Raw genomic sequence first — 15,238 nt, 5'->3', positions numbered from 1 at the left:
TTCCTGCTGGCGCTGCCCGGAACCCGGAGTATAGGCTCTTGGTTCATTGAGGCGGCGCCGGACGCGCCGGCGAGAAGAAACCAAGGCAACCGTCGCGCGCAGATGAACTCGATCGATCGGTACATGGCGCGGCTGATCGCGGTGCCCCTGATCTCGACATTGCTCATATCGGCGATGCTGCTGGTGCTCGACCGCATGCTTCGCCTGTTCGAGTTCGTCGCGACCGAGGGGGGGCCGGTCAGCGTCGTCTGGCGGATGCTCGCCAATCTGCTTCCCGAATATCTGGGGCTCGGCATTCCGATCGGGCTGATGCTGGGCTGCCTGCTCGCCTTTCGTCGCCTCGCCACGTCGTCCGAGCTCGACGTGCTGCGCGCGGTGGGGATGAGCTATACGCGCCTGCTCAAGGTGCCTTTCATGTTCGCGATCGCGCTGGCGGCGCTGAACCTGGCCATTGTCGGCTTCATCCAGCCCTGGTCGCGCTACAATTACGAGCAGCTGCGCTTCGAGTTGCGCTCGGGCGCGCTCGGCGCCTCGATCAAGGTGGGCGAGTTCACCAGCTTCGGCGCGAAGATGACGATGCGCATCGAGGAGAGCAAGGACGAGGGCCGCCGGCTCTCGGGCATCTTCGTCCAGATGATGACCAAGGACGGCACGCCGGTGGCGGTCACGGCGCAGAGCGGCCAGTTCCTGCGCTCGGACGATCCGGACGTGATCATCTTCCGCCTGCAGAACGGCACGCTCGTCCATCACGACCGGAACTCGCCCGAGCCGCGGGTGCTGACCTTCACCACGCATAACCTGCCGATCCCGCTGCCCAAATACGAGCAGTTCCGGACCCGTGGCGGCAAGAATATCGAGCGGACCCTGCCCGAGCTCGCCGTGATCGGCCGCAATCCGCAGGCGAGCGACGAGGATCGCGAGGGCAGCCGCTCGGCCTTCCACTTCCGCCTGGCGGAAGTCGCGTCGATGTTCCTGCTGCCGTTCCTCGCCGTGGCGCTGGGCGTGCCGCCCAAGCGATCCACCTCGGCGCTGGGCGTGTTCCTCTCGATCGTGATGATCGTGACCTATCACAAGGTCAACGAATATGGGCAGTCGATCGGCGAGCTCGGCCGGGTCGATCCGCTGATCGCGCTCTGGGGGCCGTTCATGCTGTTCGCGGGGCTGGTGATCTGGATGTACTATCAGATCGCCTATGTGCCGGGCGGCCAGCCGATCGGCGGACTCGAAAAGGCTTTCTCCAAGATGGTCAAGGCGATCACGCGCCGCTTGCCGGGCCGCCGCCGCCGGCTCCGCCGAGAGGAAGAAGCCGCGGCATGACCTGGGCCAATTTCTTCCCGTCGCGGACCATGTCGCTCTACATGGCGCGCATGTTCCTGACGCGCACCTTCGCCATTCTCGGCGCGCTGGTGCTCATCCTCCAGTCGCTCGACCTGCTGACGGAGAGCGGCGCGATCCTCGCATATGCGGGCAATGGCGATGCGGAGATCTGGCGGTACGTCAGCCTGCGCGTGCCGCAGATCGCCTCGACCTTCCTGCCCTATTCGGTGCTGCTGGGCTCGATCCTGACGCTGTCCCAGCTCAATCAGAACAGCGAAGTGATCGCAATGAAGGCCTCGGGCCTGTCGGCGCACCAGGTGCTCGCGCCGCTGCTGCTCACCGGGATCGCCGTGGCGGCCATTTCCTTCACCTTCAACGATCGCATCGTATCGCGCGCCACCGCGACGCTCGAGCAGTGGAAGAAGGTGTCCTATGCACCGCTGCCCATCGATCGCGGCGATCGCGCCAATGTGTGGGTGAAGGGCGACAACAACCTGATCCAGGTGCAGCAGGTCCGCGGGCGCGGCAACGCGGCGCAGCTCTACGGCGTCACCGTATATGAGCGGCAGAACCGCTCGCTGATCAGCATCCTCACCGCGCCGCACGCGGTGCGCGCCGGCGATGCCTGGCGGGTCGACAATGCCGAGCGCTTCATCGTCGCCACCGGCCAGAAGACCAAGGTCGGCAGCCTGGTGATCGGCCACAACATCCGGCCCGACCAGTTCACCCTCGCGCATGTCGATGCCGATTCCCTGGCGTTCGGCGCGCTCTACCAGGCGATCGGCGACCTCAAGGTGGCCGGCCGCCAGACCGAGGCGCTCGAAGGCGCGCTGTGGCACAAGCTGGCGGGGCCGCTCTCGGCGATCCTGATGCCGTTGCTGGGCGCCGTCTCGGCTTTCGGCATCGCGCGCTCGGGCAAGCTGTTCGTCCGGGCGGTGATCGGCATGGCGCTCGGCTTCCTTTATTTCGTCGCCGACAATTTCGCGCTCGCGATGGGCAATCTCGGCGCCTATCCGCCCTTCCTGGCGGCGTGGGCACCGTTCCTGCTGTTCCTGATGATCGGCGAGGCGGTGCTGCTCAGGACCGAGGAATAGCCGCGCGACGGCGCGCCCAAGCGTTCCTGTCTGGCTAGGCGGGGCGGGGGACCATATAGCGGCGGCCATGTCGCTGTTCCCGCCCGCCTCCTGCCCGCGCATCGTCGTCAAGATCGGCTCGGCCCTGCTCGTCGATCCGGACGGCGGCGTCCGCCGTGCCTGGCTGGAGGGCATCGCCGCCGACATCGCGGCGCGTGCCGGCGCGGGGCAGCAGGTCGCGGTGGTCTCTTCCGGCGCGATCGCGCTGGGGGCGCGGCGCCTCAAGCTCGCCAGGGGCGGCCGGGCCAGCCTCGAGGATGCGCAGGCCGCCGCCGCCACCGGCCAGATCGAGCTGAGCCGCGTCTGGGCCGATGTGCTCGCCGCCAACGGGCTTGTCGCGGCGCAGATGCTGGTCACGCTGGGCGACCTGGAGGACCGTCGCCGCTATCTCAACGCCGCCGCCACGCTCGATCGCCTGCTCGGCCTGGGCGTCGTCCCCGTGCTCAACGAGAATGACAGCGTCGCCACCGAAGAGATTCGCTTTGGCGACAATGACCGGCTCGCCGCGCGCGTGGCCCAGGCCGCCGGGGCGGGCGGGGTGGTGCTGCTTTCCGACGTCGACGGGCTCTACGACCGCAACCCCGCGCTGCCCGGCGCGGTGCACATCCCCCGTGTCGAGCGGATCGACGGCGCGGTCGAGGGCATGGCCGACAGGGGCTCCGCCTCCGGCATGGGCTCGGGCGGCATGGTCTCGAAGATCGCGGCGGCGCGCATCGCCAACGCCGCCGGCGCCCATCTCGCGATCGCCTCGGGCCGGATCGAGCGACCGCTGGGGTCGGAGGCGAAGCACACGCTGTTCGTGGCGGAGAAGACGGCCCCGGCGCGCAAGGCCTGGCTGGCCGGCGGCATCACCGCGCACGGCACCATCCATGTCGATGCCGGCGCGGCCAGGGCGCTGGGGCAGGGCCGCAGCCTGCTCGCCGCGGGCGCCACCCGGATCGATGGCGATTTCACGCGCGGCGACCTGGTCGTGATCGCCGGGCCGGACGGCAGGCCGCTCGCGCGCGGCCTGGCCGAATATCCCAGCGAGGACGCTGCCCGCATCCTCGGCCGCCGCAACGAGGAGCAGGCCGAGCTGCTCGGCTATGCCCCGCGCTCGACACTGGTGCACCGGAGCCATATGGCGCTGCTGTGACCACCATCGCCCTTACCGGCGGCACCGGCTTTGTCGGCACCCGCCTGATCGCCCTCGCGCTCGAAGCCGGCCACCAGGTCCGCGCCCTCACGCGCCGTCCGCAGGCCGGGCATGCGCATATCGCCTGGATCCAGGGCGACCTGGGCAATGCGCAGGCGCTCGCCGAACTGTGCGAAGGCGCCGATGCCGTCATCCACGTTGCCGGCGTGGTCAACGCGCCCGACCGCGCGGGCTTCGCCGCCGGCAACATCGACGGCGTGCGCAACATGCTGGCGGCCGCCGAGGCGAAGGGCGTGCGCCGCTTCGTCCATGTCTCCTCGCTCGCCGCGCGCGAGCCGGAGCTCTCCACCTATGGCTGGTCCAAGGCCGAGGGCGACCGGCTGGTCATGGCCTCGGGCCTCGACTGGGCCATCGTCCGGCCGCCCGCCATCTACGGCCCCGGCGACCTCGAGATGCTCGAGCTGTTCAAGCTGGCCAGCAAGGGGCTGGCGCTGATGCCGCGCGGCGGGCGCATCTCGCTGCTCGAAGTGAGCGACCTCGGCCGCCTCCTCCTCGCGCTCGCCGCCACCGACGGCTGCAACCAGATCCTCGACGCGGACGACGGCACCGAGCATGGCTGGAGCCACAAGCAGTTCGCCCAGGCGATCGGCGCGGCGCTCGGCAAGCGCGTCGTTTCCTTCGCGCTCCCCCAGCCGCTGCTCCTGGCCGGCGCGCATCTCGATCGGCTGGTGCGCGGCGGGAATGCCAAGCTCACGCCGGACCGCGTCGCCTATTTCTGCCATCAGGACTGGGTGATCGATCCGGCGCGGCGGCCGCCCGCCAATCTGTGGACGCCGCAGGTGGAGACTGCCGCCGGCCTAGCCGCGACCGCCGCCTGGTATCGCGGGCAGGGGCTGCTCTAGGGGCAAGGCTCGATCAAGGCTTTGATTTCTTTTGACCATCTCCGCGACTCCCTTCGTCATCCCCGCGCAGGCGGGGATCCAGGGCCAAGGGCGGGTTGCGGGCAGTCGAGTCCCGCGCGCTCCGGAAAGAGGCTCACCTGGTGGCATCACTGTCCTGCGCTACCCTGGATCCCCGCCTTCGCGGGGATGACGGGTGTGGTTTCAAGGGCTTGTTCTGGTTCTCAACCAGGTTGAGGACTCATATTCTTGCTTCGTCACCCCGCCTTGAGCCGGGGTCCCGCCGTCTCGCGAGCACAGGAAGAAGCGGGATCCCGGCTCAAGGCCGGGATGACGTTGGAAAATCAAATCCTTGCTTGGGTTTTCAACCTAGGGAATGACGATGCTCGTATCGGTCTTCACTCGGTCGAGCGCGATCAGCGAGCGATAGCTGGCGATGCAGTCGTTCTCGGCGAACAGCCGGCGGGTCAGCGCCGAATAGGCGCGCATGTCTGACGTGACGATCACCAGCATGAAGCTCACGCCGCCGGTGACGTAATAGCATTGCTGCACCTCGGGCGTGGCGAGGAACAGCTGCCGGGCCCGTTCTACCGTAGGCGTGCGCTCGTCGATCAGCTGCACCTCGACGATGGAAGTGATGGTGAGCGGCACCGCATCGGGATCGACGATCGCCACGTTGCGCGCGATGACGCCGGCCGCCTCCATCGCGGCGATCCGCCGCTGCACCGCCGCCGCGGAGAGGTTCACCGCCTCGGCGATCCGCCGCTGCGGCAGCTTGTTGTCCGCCTGCACGATTCGCAGGATCGCCCGATCGAAGCTGTCGAGTATCCGCGCGGATTTGCCCTGTTCGCTGGCCATGGTGCGAGTTTTTGTTGCATTCCGCCGGCCAATCAAGAGCACACGGCCCATCGGTGCGATGATATTTCTCGCCACGAAGGGAAAAGGACATGTCGGGCGAACGCGGATCGATGGTGCTGGGCGTGATGTGCGGCGCGGCCGCCGGCGCGTTCTGGGGGCTGGTGTTCCTCGCGCCCGAGCTCGCGCGCGCCTTCGGGCCGCTCGAGCTGACCATCGGCCGCTATCTTGCCTATGGCCTGATCTCCGCCGCGCTGATCGCCCCGCGCTGGCGCGGGCTTGCCGGGCAGCTCGGGGCAGGCGAGTGGCGCGCGCTGGCGCTGCTCGCGCTGGCCGGCAACACCTTCTACTATCTGCTGCTCGCCGGCGCCGTGCAGCTTGGCGGCGCCGCGATCACCGCGCTGGTGATCGGCTTCCTTCCCGTCGTCGTCACCATCGCGGGCAGCCGCGCCCGCGACGCCGTGCCGCTCGCCCGGCTCGCGCCGTCGTTGCTGCTCTGCGTGGGCGGCGCGGTCTGCATCGGCTGGCAGGCGCTGTTCCTGCCTTCGGCCCGTCCCGTCGCCGCGCAGCTCGCCGGGCTGGTCTGCGCGATCGGCGCGCTGGCGTCCTGGAGCGCCTATGCCGTGGGCAACAACCATATGCTCGGCCGGGTGAAGGCGATCTCGTCGCACGACTGGAGCCTGTTGATCGGCATCGTCACCGGCGCCCAGAGCCTGGCGCTGGTCCCGCTGGCGCTGCTGCTCGGCGTGCGGAGCCATGGAGCGGGGGATTGGGCGCTGTTCGTCGCGGTCTCGGCCGGAGTGGCGATCTTCGCCTCGATCGTCGGCAATGCGCTGTGGAACAAGATGAGCCGCCTGCTGCCGCTCACCCTGGCCGGGCAGATGATCACTTTCGAGACGCTGTTCGCCCTGCTCTATGCCTTTGCCTGGGAGCATCGCGGCCCGACGCTGCCGGAGATGCTGGCCTTTGTGCTGGTGGTGGCGAGCGTGATCTCCTGCCTGGCCGCGCATCGGCGGCCCCCGGCACAGCCGGTGCCTGCCTAGGGTCAGGATTCAGCCGGCAAGCCCCGTCATGCTGCGTGCCACCGCCTCGGCGGTCTTGATCCCGTCGATCGCCGCCGAGAGGATGCCGCCCGCATAACCCGCGCCTTCGCCCGCCGGGAACAGCCGCGCCACGTTCAGGCTCTGGTGATCCTTGCCGCGCGTGATCCGCACCGGCGAGGAGGTGCGCGTCTCCACCCCGGTCATCACCGCGTCGGGATGGTCGTAATTGGCGATCTGGCGGCCGAACACCGGCAGCGCCTCGCGGAACGCCTCGATCGCGAAGCCGGGCAGGCATTCGGACAGGTCGGTCATCTTCACGCCCGGCTTGTAGGAGGGGATGACTTCGCCCAGCGCGGTGGAAGCCCGGCCCGCGAGCAGGTCGCCCACGCGCTGTCCCGGCGCGTGATAGTTGGAGCCCCCGGCGACATAGGCCAGGTCTTCCCAATGCCGCTGCAGCGCGATCCCCGCCAGCGGCCCGTCCGGATAGTCGCGCGCGGGATCGATCGCCACGACGAGCCCGGAGTTCGCATTGAACTCCGCGCGCGAATATTGGCTCATCCCGTTGGTGACGACGCGGCCCTCCTCGCTGGTCGCCGCGACCACGCGCCCGCCCGGGCACATGCAGAAGCTGTAGACGCTGCGCCCGTTCGCGCAGTGATGGACCAGGCTATAGGCCGCCGCGCCCAGGTCCGGATGCCCGGCGCACTTGCCGAAGCGCGCCCGGTCGATCCAGCTCTGCGGATGCTCGATCCGCACGCCGATCGCGAAGGGCTTGGCCTCGACATGCACGCCGCGCCGGTGGAGCATCTCGAAGGTCGGCCGGGCGCTGTGCCCCACCGCGAGCACGACATGGTCGGCCTCGAGAAAGCTGCCGTCATGCAGGTGCAGCCCGCGCATCCGCTGGTTCCCGTCCGGCGTGCGCTCGAGCTCGAGATCGTCGACTCGCGTCTCCCAGCGATATTCGCCGCCCAGCGCCTCGATCGTGGCCCGCATGCTCTCGACCATGGTGACGAGGCGGAAGGTGCCGATATGCGGATGCGCCTCCCACAATATGTCGTCGGGCGCGCCGGCCTTGACGAACTCCTCCAGCACCTTGCGGCCCAGGAAGCGCGGGTCCTTCACCCGGCAATAGAGCTTGCCGTCGGAGAAGGTGCCGGCGCCGCCTTCGCCGAACTGCACATTGCTGTCCGGGTTCAGTTCGGCGCGGCGCCACAGGCCCCAGGTATCCTTGGTGCGCTGGCGCACCACCTTGCCGCGATCGAGGATGATCGGCCGGAAGCCCATCTGCGCCAGGATCAGCCCGGCGAACAGGCCGCACGGTCCCGCGCCGATCACCACGGGGCGCAGGCCGTCCCAGCCGCTCGGCGCCGTCACCGGGAAGCGATATGCCATGTCCGGGGTGGGGCGCAGGTCCTTGTCGTCCGGGAAGCGCGCGAGCACCGCCGCTTCGTCGGCCAGCTCGACATCGACGGTATAGACCAGCTGGATCGCGTTGCGCCGGCGCGCGTCGTTGCCGCGGCGATAAAGGGTATGGCGCTTGAGCTCGGCGGGCTCGATGCCCAGCCGCCTGGCGATCGCTTCGGGCAGGGCCTCGGGCGCATGGTCGAGCGGCAGATATAGTCCGGACAGGCGAAGCATCCCGGGCCTCTAGCGGGGAATGCGGCGCGCCTCAAATCCCGCGTTTGGCTTGTCATGTCCGTCGATTAGGACGGGCTCGGCAACAGGGGGGACAGATGCACGTGAAGCGCGAAATGGTGATGATCGCCGTTGCGGGGTTGCTGATCGGCGTGGCGGGTGCGATGTCGGCATGGTTGCTGTGGAAGCCGGTGATGCCGGATATCGTCGTTGCGTTGAAGGTGAGGCAAGCCAAGGCGCCCTATTTGTTGCTCATCTATGACCAGCAGGGCCGGGATCCTTTCGTGATCCGCCATTCGTTGCTGCCTGGCCAGCGCATCGGCGGCTGCGCCACTGCGGGCCAACTCTGCGTCATGCCGCACGCCCGCTACGAGTTCCGCAAGGAAGCGCCGCGCCGCCAGAGCATTCAGATCCTCCGGATGCAGGAGGGCGGCAACCAACTCGTCGGCGGCGCGACCTGGGCCGGCTCCTCTTACCCCCGGAGGCTCGAGATCAACTGCGACCTTACCGTCGCCGATCCCCGCCGGGCCTGCGCAATCAAGCGAGTCACGAACTGACCCATACCCTCACGCGCTCGCAATGTCGGATATCGTCTTCCCCTGCGCCGATGGATGCCGCCCGCCTCTCCCCGCCATCGCCGAGGCCCGGGCGGCTTCACGGGGCGGGGAATCGGGGCCGCGCAGCGTATGTTTCGTAAACTTGCGCGCCGCCCGCGCCCTCCCAGCGGCCCGTTTCCGCCGCAATCGCTTGGCACTGCCTGTCGATACCACTAGAGGGACCCCATGACCGACCGCGCCACCGTCTTCGAGACCGTCACAGCCCAGATCGAGCCCTTCAACAAGAAGGGCGTCGCCCTCACCGATGCAACCACCTTCGCCGGTGACCTCGAATGGGACAGCCTCACCGTGATGGATTTCGTCGCCGCGATCGAGGACGAGTTCGACATCATCATCACGATGAACATGCAGGCGGAGATCGAGAATGTCGGCCAGCTGGTCGACGCGGTGCAGAAGCTCAAGGGCTGACGGGCACGTGACCGACAGCCTGAACACCGCCGACGCGCTGGCCGCAAACCCCGCCACGATCCCGCCCGAGCGGGACCTGATGTCGAAGTTCGACGGCCTGATCGCCGAGCGCCAGGCGCTGCTCGACAGCGGCGTCACCGATCCCTTCGCGATCGTGATGGAGCAGGTGAAGTCGCCCACCGAGGCGGTGATCAAGGGCAAGGACACGATCCTGCTCGGCACCTATAATTACATGGGCATGACCTTCGACCCGGACGTGATCCAGGCCGGCAAGGACGCGCTCGACAAGTTCGGCTCCGGCACCAATGGCAGCCGCATGCTCAACGGCACCTTCCGCGATCACATGGAAGTCGAGCAGGCGCTGCGCGAATTCTACGGCGTCTCGGGCGCGATCGTCTTCTCGACCGGCTATATGGCCAATCTCGGCATGATCTCCACGCTGGTGGGGAAGGGCGAGTATGTCATCCTCGACGCCGACAGCCACGCCTCGATCTATGACGGCTGCAAGCAGGGCAATGCCGAGATCGTCCGCTTCCGCCACAATGACGTGGAGGATCTCGACAAGCGCCTGGGCCGCCTGCCCAGGGAGGCCGGCAAGCTGGTGGTGCTCGAGGGCGTCTATTCGATGCTCGGCGACATCGCGCCGCTGAAGGAAATGGTCGCCGTCGCCAAGAAGCATGGCTGCATGGTCCTGTCGGACGAGGCGCATTCGATGGGCTTTTTCGGCCCCAACGGGCGCGGCGTCTATGAGGACCAGGGGCTCGAGGGCCAGGTCGATTTCGTCGTCGGCACCTTCTCCAAGTCGGTCGGCACCGTCGGCGGCTTCTGCATCTCGGACCATCCCAAGTTCGAGGCGATCCGCCTGGCCTGCCGCCCCTATATCTTCACCGCTTCGCTGCCGCCCTCGGTGGTGGCGACCGCGGCAATGTCGATCCGCAAGCTGATGCACGCCCACAACAAGCGCGCGCATCTGTGGGAGAATGCCCGCGCGCTGCACGGCGGCCTCAAGGCGATGGGCTTCCGGCTCGGCACCGAGGCGCCGGACAGCGCGATCATCGCGGTGATCCTGGAGGATCAGGAACAGGCGGTGATGATGTGGCAGGCGCTGCTCGACGGCGGCGTCTACGTCAACATGGCCCGCCCGCCCGCGACTCCGGCCGGCACCTATCTGCTGCGCTGCTCGCTGTGCGCCGAGCATTCGGCCGAGCAGATCGAGCGCGTGCTGGGCCTGTTCCGGGCCGCGGGCCAGGCAGTGGGGGTCATCGGCTGAGGGCGCTTTTCAGCGCCTGTCGGCTCGACTAAAATCGAGCCCGTAATGAGTGAGATCAACAACGCCCTGGAGCGTGCTGTCCGGGCGACGAACTGGCGGTTCATGCTGCTCGGCGCGCTCGCGCTGCTTGGCATCGCCGTGCTTGCGGCGGTGGCGGTCATCCAGCAGCGCACCGATGCGGAGCGCGATCGCGCGATCGCGCGCCAGCAGCATACCTTCGACGTGATCATGCGCGCCAACCAGCTTTCCGGCGCGATCGCCGGGGCAGAGGCCGCGCTGGGCCGCTATGTCGTCAGCGCGGATCGCAAGCTCGGCCAGCAATATGGCGCGCAATGGGACCGGGCGACCGAGCAGCTCACGCGGCTCCAGCAGCTCACCGCCGGCAGCGGCGATCAGCGCGCGCGGATGATCCGCCTGAAGCGGGCGTTCGACGCGCGCGGGAAGGAACTGGCCACCACGGCCCTCTATTCGGCCTATAAGCGGCACAGCGATGCCTGGGGCAGCTATTACCAGGTCCGCTCGAGCCCCGCGCGCAGCGAACTGGAGCAAGTGCTCAACGAAGTGGTCGATTCGGAGCGAGTCACGCTCCACGGCCGCAGCAAGGCGGCCGCGGACCTGCTCGCCAATTCGGGCTTCGCCTCGCGGCTGCTCACCGGCTTCGGCATCCTGATCGTGCTCGGCGCGGTGCTCCTGGGCTGGATGGCGATCGAGGCGCAGGGCGAGCGCGCGGTTGCCGATGCCATGGCCGATGCCGAGCGCGAGCGCGCCGCCGAGCTGCAGGAAGCGGTGGCCGAGGCCACCGAGCAGCTGCGCACCGAGGCAAGCGAGCGCGAGGCCGCGCAGGAGCAGCTTCGCCAGGCGCAGAAAATGGAAGCGGTCGGCCAGCTCACCGGCGGGATCGCGCACGATTTCAACAACATGCTCGCCGTGGTTCTCGGCGGGCTCGAGCTTGCCAAGCGTCACCTCCACACTGGCGGGCCCGATGCGCAGAAACATATCGAGAATGCGATGGAAGGCGCGAATCGCGCCGCCGCGCTCACCCGCCGGCTGCTCGCCTTCTCGCGGGCGGAGCCGCTGCTGCCCGAAGCGGTGGAGGCGGGGGCGCTGATCGACGGCATGACGGAGCTGCTCGATCGCACCCTGGGCGACGGCATCGCGGTGGAGACGGACGATGCGGGCATGGGCTGGCGGATCTGGGTGGACCGCCACCAGCTCGAGAACGCGCTGCTCAATCTCGCCGTCAATGCGCGCGATGCGATGGAGGGGCAGGGGACGCTGAGCTTCGTCACCGGCGGCATCACCCTCACCGAGAACGAAGTCGGCGAGTGCGCCGCGGGCGATTATGTCACGATCGAAGTGGGCGATACCGGCATGGGGATGACGCCCGAAGTGCTGGAGCGCGTGTTCGAGCCCTTCTTCACCACCAAGCCGGTGGGCAAGGGCACGGGGCTGGGCCTCAGCCAGATCTTCGGCTTTGTTCGCCAGTCGGGGGGCGAGATCGGGATCGACACGGCGCCGGGCAAGGGCACGCAGGTGATGCTGTACCTGCCGCGCCATGTCGGGGAAGGCGCGGCTCCCGCAGCGGCTCCCATCGCCGAGAATGCTTCGGATATTGGCGGGCGGGCACTCGACATCCTGGTGGTGGAAGATGATCCGCGCGTGCTCGCCGCGACGCTGGGGGCGCTGGGAGAGCTTGGCCATCGTGCGACCGGCTGCGACGATCCGCTGGCGGTGCCCGCGGCGATCGCGGCCTTGCCGTCGCTCGATCTGATCGTGTCCGACGTGCTGATGCCCGGCCGGACCGGTCCCGAGATGATCGCCGCGCTGGGCGATCGGATCGAAGGAGTCGCGGTGCTCTTCGTCACCGGCTTTGCCGGCGAGGCGGATGCGGCGATCTTCAAGGGGCGCACCGTGCTGCGCAAGCCGTTCACCATCGCCGGCCTTGCCGCCGCGGTGACCGAGGCGATGGGGCAGGAGGCGCGCCGCGGCGGAGCAAGGACGGGCTAGGGTGGGAAACTATTTAAGCCGTTGTTTTATATAGCTAGCGCCACCCATTTCCGTCGTCCCCGCTATCCCTTCCTCGTCATCCCCGCGCAGGCGGGGATCCACGGCCAAGGGCAAGGGGCGCGAGGCTCGCTTTGCCGGTGCCGGCAGATATGCGCGTGATTGCTTCGATCATCCCGAACTACCCTGGATCCCCGCCTGTGCGGGGATGACGGGTGGAGTTTCAAGGGCTTGTTTGGGTTCTCAGCCTAGGTTGAGAACCCAAACAAGTATCTGATCTTTCACCGTCATCCTGGCCTTGAGCCGGGATCCCGCTTCTTCCTGTGCTGGCGAGATAGCGGGACCCCGGCTCAAGGCCGGGGTGACGAAGCAAGAATATGAGTCCTCAGCCTAGTTGGACGGAATGGCCCTGGGCGGGCTCGCCAGTGGCGGGGCGGGGCGATAGCTCACCACGCACCAGTCCGGCGCGCAATTTGCGGCGGCCTCGATGATCGCGGCATAGCGCTCGACCACCGCGCAATCGGTGTCGGCCGCATAGAGGATGATCGGCCGGTGCGGCGTCTCGCGGCCGGCACCGCTGGCGAAATCCTCGAGCGCGGTGTCGCTGGCGCGGATGAAGCCCCATAGCGCCTCGCCGCCATTGTCGCGCACGGCATAGGCATCGGCGCTCTTCCTGGGCAGCTTTGTGCCCCATTGCGCCGAGAGATTGCAGGTCTTGTCCGGCAGGGCGAGCACGGTCAATGCCAGCGAGAACAGGATCATTGCGGCTTCTCCACGTCGCCATGATGCTCGGCCATGGTGCGCGAGAGCTGCGCGACCGCCATCTGGCGGGCCTTGTCGCGCGGCAGGCCCAGCGCCCGCGCCATCGGGGCGCCGAGCAGCGCATCGCCAACCGCCATGAGGACCAGCTGGAGCGTCTCCTCGCGCAGCGAATGCGCCTTGTCGTCATGCCCTTCGGCAAGCTCGTCCATCAGCCCGTGTATGGCTTCCAGGATCGGGTCCAGCGCATCCTGATTGCCGGTCAGGATCATCCAGCTGGCGAGCGCGCCGGCACCGCCCTTGTCGAACGCGTCGAAGGTGAGGTTCACCACTTCGTGATCGTCATGGTCGCCGGCGCGGGCGCGCATCACGGCGGCGCTGATCTTGCTGGTGACGCCACAGGCGATATTGGCGGCGAGGGCCTTTTGCAGCCCGGCGGCCGAGCCGAAATGGTGCAGCAGATTGGCATGGGTGCGCCCGATCCGCGCGGCGACCGCCTTCAGCGTCACGGCCTGGGGTCCGGCCTCCAGCAGCAGCGCGCGCGCCGCCTCCAGCGCGGCGTCGCGGGATTCTTCGGGAGAAAGGCGTTTGCGTGGTGCGGCGGTCATCTTGTGCGGTGTCGTCCCCAGAAACCCCCGGCTTAGGCCATGATTTCCAAGGGGGAAAGCACAGACATCAAGCGATCCTCCCCGAGACGGGCCCGGGGAGGGTCGATCATGCCGCCATTCGATCGTCCGCGTCGCCGCCGCAATCGCCCTCGGAAAGGTCGATTTCGTACCGGGCACTTGCCACGTCGCAGCCGCGGCCGCGCGAATACATGGTGACGAGCTGGCTCGTCGGGCGGAAACCCAGCTTGCGCAACACCCGGCCCGAGGCGGGATTGTCGATGAAGTGGCCCGCGGTGATGCGGCGGACGCCGCGCGCCCGCGCCGCCTGCAGCACGGCGCGCCCCGCCTCGGTCGCGAAACCATGGCCCCAGGCGTCCGGGGTCAGCCAATAGCCGAGCTCGTTGGGCTCGTCCTTCCACGCGCCCACCGCCATGCCGCCGATCAGGCGCGTCACGCCGCCCCGATGCTCGAACATCAGGAACTTGGGTTCGGCCGGGTTGCCGAAGCCGGCGAGAAACGTTTCGGCCGCCTCGATCGGATAGGGCCAGGGCGGCAAAGCGAGGTTGCGCACCACGCTCTCATGCCCGATCGCCTGGGCCAGGGCGGCGGCATCCTCGGGCCAGCCGGGCCGTAATGTCAGTCTTTGCGTTCGCACGAACATGACCATCTCCTTGGTCCTGCGACGCCCCACGCCACGCTAGTGTGACGAGGTTGTTGCGCCGTGGTGTCAGGGAGGAAATAAAAAAGGGAGCCGGGGCGACCCGTCTCCCTTTTCAGCTGGTTCGTTCGTCGAACCCGGGTCGTCCTGGTGGACAACCCGGTCGGTTGCCCGATGTTACTCGGCAGCCTCCGCAATCATGTCTACCGAACAGAACTTGCGGCCAAGCTTGCCTTCCTTGAACGACACGCGGCCGTCCACGAGCGCGAAAAGGGTATGGTCCTTGCCCATGCCCACGTTCACGCCCGGATAGAATTTGGTGCCGCGCTGACGCACGAGGATGTTGCCCGCGACCGCGAGCTCGCCACCGAACTTCTTCACGCCGAGACGACGGCCGGCCGAATCACGACCGTTACGCGAAGAGCCGCCTGCCTTCTTATGTGCCATGGTCTATACTCCTCGTATTCTGCTTACGCTTCCGCGGCCGGGGTCTCGCCCTCGGCAGCAGCGGCCTTCTTCGCCTTCGGCGCGGCCTTCTTCTTCTCTTCCTGCGCACCGATGGCGGTGATCTTCAGGATGGTGTGGTTCTGGCGGTGGCCGTTGCGGCGACGATAATTGTGCCGGCGGCGCTTCTTGAAGACGATGACCTTCTCGCCCTTCGCCTGCGCGACGATCTCGGCCGAGACGGTGAGGCCCTCGGTGGACTTCAGCTCGCCACCTTCGCCGGCGAGCAGCACGTCGCCCAGCGTGACCGTCGAACCGGCCTCGCCGTCGAGCTTCTCGACCACGATCTTGTCTCCCGCGGCAACGCGATACTGCTTGCCGCCCGTGCGCACGATAGCGAACATCGGTCTCTTCTCTGGTTCAAATGCTTGTGCCCGCCAAGGTTGCACCCCG

16 protein-coding genes are annotated in these 15,238 nt (G+C 67.9%); 9 read left to right on the top strand and 7 right to left on the bottom strand.

Annotated features, from left to right (window positions below):
- Positions 1–102: 102 nt before the first annotated feature.
- The 4 genes from lptF to OMP43_RS10265 all read left to right on the top strand — a co-directional run bounded on the left by lptF (position 103) and on the right by OMP43_RS10265 (position 4,487).
- On the top strand, positions 103–1,317 hold the full coding sequence (lptF, locus tag OMP43_RS10280; RefSeq protein WP_280279632.1) for an LPS export ABC transporter permease LptF: 1,215 nt from the start codon (positions 103–105) through the stop codon (positions 1,315–1,317).
- Positions 1,314–2,411 carry an LPS export ABC transporter permease LptG gene (gene lptG, locus OMP43_RS10275; RefSeq protein ID WP_280279631.1) on the top strand — a complete coding sequence of 366 codons (1,098 nt, stop codon included), beginning with the start codon at positions 1,314–1,316 and terminating at the stop codon, positions 2,409–2,411. The genes lptF and lptG overlap by 4 nt, the downstream gene beginning before the upstream one ends.
- A gap of 67 nt (positions 2,412–2,478) precedes the next feature.
- Complete coding sequence (gene proB, locus OMP43_RS10270) at positions 2,479–3,585, top strand: glutamate 5-kinase (RefSeq protein WP_280279630.1); 1,107 nt, start codon at positions 2,479–2,481, stop codon at positions 3,583–3,585.
- Complete coding sequence (locus OMP43_RS10265; RefSeq protein WP_280279629.1) at positions 3,582–4,487, top strand: NAD(P)H-binding protein; 906 nt, start codon at positions 3,582–3,584, stop codon at positions 4,485–4,487. Before proB ends, OMP43_RS10265 begins: the two co-directional genes overlap by 4 nt.
- A gap of 366 nt (positions 4,488–4,853) precedes the next feature.
- Here OMP43_RS10265 and OMP43_RS10260 read toward each other — a convergent pair whose 3' ends face one another.
- Positions 4,854–5,342 carry an Lrp/AsnC family transcriptional regulator gene (locus OMP43_RS10260; protein ID WP_280279628.1) on the bottom strand — a complete coding sequence of 163 codons (489 nt, stop codon included), beginning with the start codon at positions 5,340–5,342 and terminating at the stop codon, positions 4,854–4,856.
- Positions 5,343–5,431: 89 nt separating this feature from the next.
- Here OMP43_RS10260 and OMP43_RS10255 point away from each other — a divergent pair, with 89 nt between their 5' ends.
- A complete protein-coding gene (locus OMP43_RS10255) occupies positions 5,432–6,382 on the top strand; it encodes a DMT family transporter (protein WP_280279627.1) in 951 nt (316 codons plus the stop codon).
- Positions 6,383–6,391: 9 nt separating this feature from the next.
- Here OMP43_RS10255 and OMP43_RS10250 read toward each other — a convergent pair whose 3' ends face one another.
- Complete coding sequence (locus OMP43_RS10250; RefSeq protein WP_280279626.1) at positions 6,392–8,020, bottom strand: NAD(P)/FAD-dependent oxidoreductase; 1,629 nt, start codon at positions 8,018–8,020, stop codon at positions 6,392–6,394.
- 95 nt (positions 8,021–8,115) lie between these two features.
- On the opposite strand from OMP43_RS10250, the gene OMP43_RS10245 reads away from it, so the two are divergent.
- From OMP43_RS10245 to OMP43_RS10230, 4 genes are all read left to right on the top strand, one after another.
- The gene (locus OMP43_RS10245; RefSeq protein WP_280279625.1) at positions 8,116–8,574 is read left to right on the top strand and encodes a hypothetical protein; all 459 of its coding nucleotides are present in this window, start codon (positions 8,116–8,118) and stop codon (positions 8,572–8,574) included.
- Between the two features lie 225 nt (positions 8,575–8,799).
- Positions 8,800–9,042, top strand: coding sequence for an acyl carrier protein (locus OMP43_RS10240; RefSeq protein ID WP_086130408.1), 243 nt, complete (start codon positions 8,800–8,802; stop codon positions 9,040–9,042).
- A 7-nt stretch (positions 9,043–9,049) separates the two neighbouring features.
- The gene (locus OMP43_RS10235; protein ID WP_280279624.1) at positions 9,050–10,312 is read left to right on the top strand and encodes an aminotransferase class I/II-fold pyridoxal phosphate-dependent enzyme; all 1,263 of its coding nucleotides are present in this window, start codon (positions 9,050–9,052) and stop codon (positions 10,310–10,312) included.
- A 45-nt stretch (positions 10,313–10,357) separates the two neighbouring features.
- On the top strand, positions 10,358–12,319 hold the full coding sequence (locus OMP43_RS10230) for an ATP-binding protein (RefSeq protein ID WP_280279623.1): 1,962 nt from the start codon (positions 10,358–10,360) through the stop codon (positions 12,317–12,319).
- Between the two features lie 387 nt (positions 12,320–12,706).
- Here the strand turns inward: OMP43_RS10230 and OMP43_RS10225 are convergent, their stop codons facing one another.
- From OMP43_RS10225 to rplU, 5 genes are all read right to left on the bottom strand, one after another.
- Entirely contained in the window at positions 12,707–13,078 is a 372-nt protein-coding gene (locus OMP43_RS10225; RefSeq protein WP_280279622.1) for a hypothetical protein, read from the bottom strand.
- The gene (locus OMP43_RS10220; protein WP_280279621.1) at positions 13,075–13,683 is read right to left on the bottom strand and encodes a TetR family transcriptional regulator; all 609 of its coding nucleotides are present in this window, start codon (positions 13,681–13,683) and stop codon (positions 13,075–13,077) included. Before OMP43_RS10220 ends, OMP43_RS10225 begins: the two co-directional genes overlap by 4 nt.
- Before the next feature lie 106 nt (positions 13,684–13,789).
- The gene (locus tag OMP43_RS10215) at positions 13,790–14,344 is read right to left on the bottom strand and encodes a GNAT family N-acetyltransferase (protein ID WP_280279620.1); all 555 of its coding nucleotides are present in this window, start codon (positions 14,342–14,344) and stop codon (positions 13,790–13,792) included.
- A 174-nt stretch (positions 14,345–14,518) separates the two neighbouring features.
- A complete protein-coding gene (gene rpmA, locus OMP43_RS10210; protein ID WP_086130412.1) occupies positions 14,519–14,788 on the bottom strand; it encodes a 50S ribosomal protein L27 in 270 nt (89 codons plus the stop codon).
- Positions 14,789–14,811: 23 nt separating this feature from the next.
- Positions 14,812–15,189: a 50S ribosomal protein L21 gene (rplU, locus tag OMP43_RS10205; RefSeq protein WP_137861181.1), complete on the bottom strand. Its 378-nt coding sequence runs from the start codon at positions 15,187–15,189 to the stop codon at positions 14,812–14,814.
- Between the last annotated feature and the right edge of the window lie 49 nt (positions 15,190–15,238).

The sequence above is a fragment of the Sphingomonas sp. CBMAI 2297 genome, from assembly GCF_029870595.1.
Taxonomy (GTDB): Bacteria; Pseudomonadota; Alphaproteobacteria; order Sphingomonadales; family Sphingomonadaceae; genus Sphingomonas.
The sequence above is the reverse complement of the archived record's forward strand: the minus strand, read 5'-3'. Positions and strand labels throughout refer to the sequence as shown.

Bases quoted from the DNA above. Each gene is read 5' to 3' on its own strand.
- lptF (WP_280279632.1), top strand. From the start codon at position 103: ATGAACTCGATCGATCGGTACATGGCGCGGCTGATCGCGGTGCCCCTG.
- lptG (WP_280279631.1), top strand. From the start codon at position 1,314: ATGACCTGGGCCAATTTCTTCCCGTCGCGGACCATGTCGCTCTACATG.
- proB (WP_280279630.1), top strand. From the start codon at position 2,479: ATGTCGCTGTTCCCGCCCGCCTCCTGCCCGCGCATCGTCGTCAAGATC.
- OMP43_RS10260 (WP_280279628.1), bottom strand. From the start codon at position 5,342: ATGGCCAGCGAACAGGGCAAATCCGCGCGGATACTCGACAGCTTCGAT.
- OMP43_RS10255 (WP_280279627.1), top strand. From the start codon at position 5,432: ATGTCGGGCGAACGCGGATCGATGGTGCTGGGCGTGATGTGCGGCGCG.
- OMP43_RS10250 (WP_280279626.1), bottom strand. From the start codon at position 8,020: ATGCTTCGCCTGTCCGGACTATATCTGCCGCTCGACCATGCGCCCGAG.
- OMP43_RS10245 (WP_280279625.1), top strand. From the start codon at position 8,116: ATGCACGTGAAGCGCGAAATGGTGATGATCGCCGTTGCGGGGTTGCTG.
- OMP43_RS10240 (WP_086130408.1), top strand. From the start codon at position 8,800: ATGACCGACCGCGCCACCGTCTTCGAGACCGTCACAGCCCAGATCGAG.
- OMP43_RS10230 (WP_280279623.1), top strand. From the start codon at position 10,358: ATGAGTGAGATCAACAACGCCCTGGAGCGTGCTGTCCGGGCGACGAAC.
- OMP43_RS10225 (WP_280279622.1), bottom strand. From the start codon at position 13,078: ATGATCCTGTTCTCGCTGGCATTGACCGTGCTCGCCCTGCCGGACAAG.
- OMP43_RS10220 (WP_280279621.1), bottom strand. From the start codon at position 13,683: ATGACCGCCGCACCACGCAAACGCCTTTCTCCCGAAGAATCCCGCGAC.
- OMP43_RS10215 (WP_280279620.1), bottom strand. From the start codon at position 14,344: ATGTTCGTGCGAACGCAAAGACTGACATTACGGCCCGGCTGGCCCGAG.
- rpmA (WP_086130412.1), bottom strand. From the start codon at position 14,788: ATGGCACATAAGAAGGCAGGCGGCTCTTCGCGTAACGGTCGTGATTCG.
- rplU (WP_137861181.1), bottom strand. From the start codon at position 15,189: ATGTTCGCTATCGTGCGCACGGGCGGCAAGCAGTATCGCGTTGCCGCG.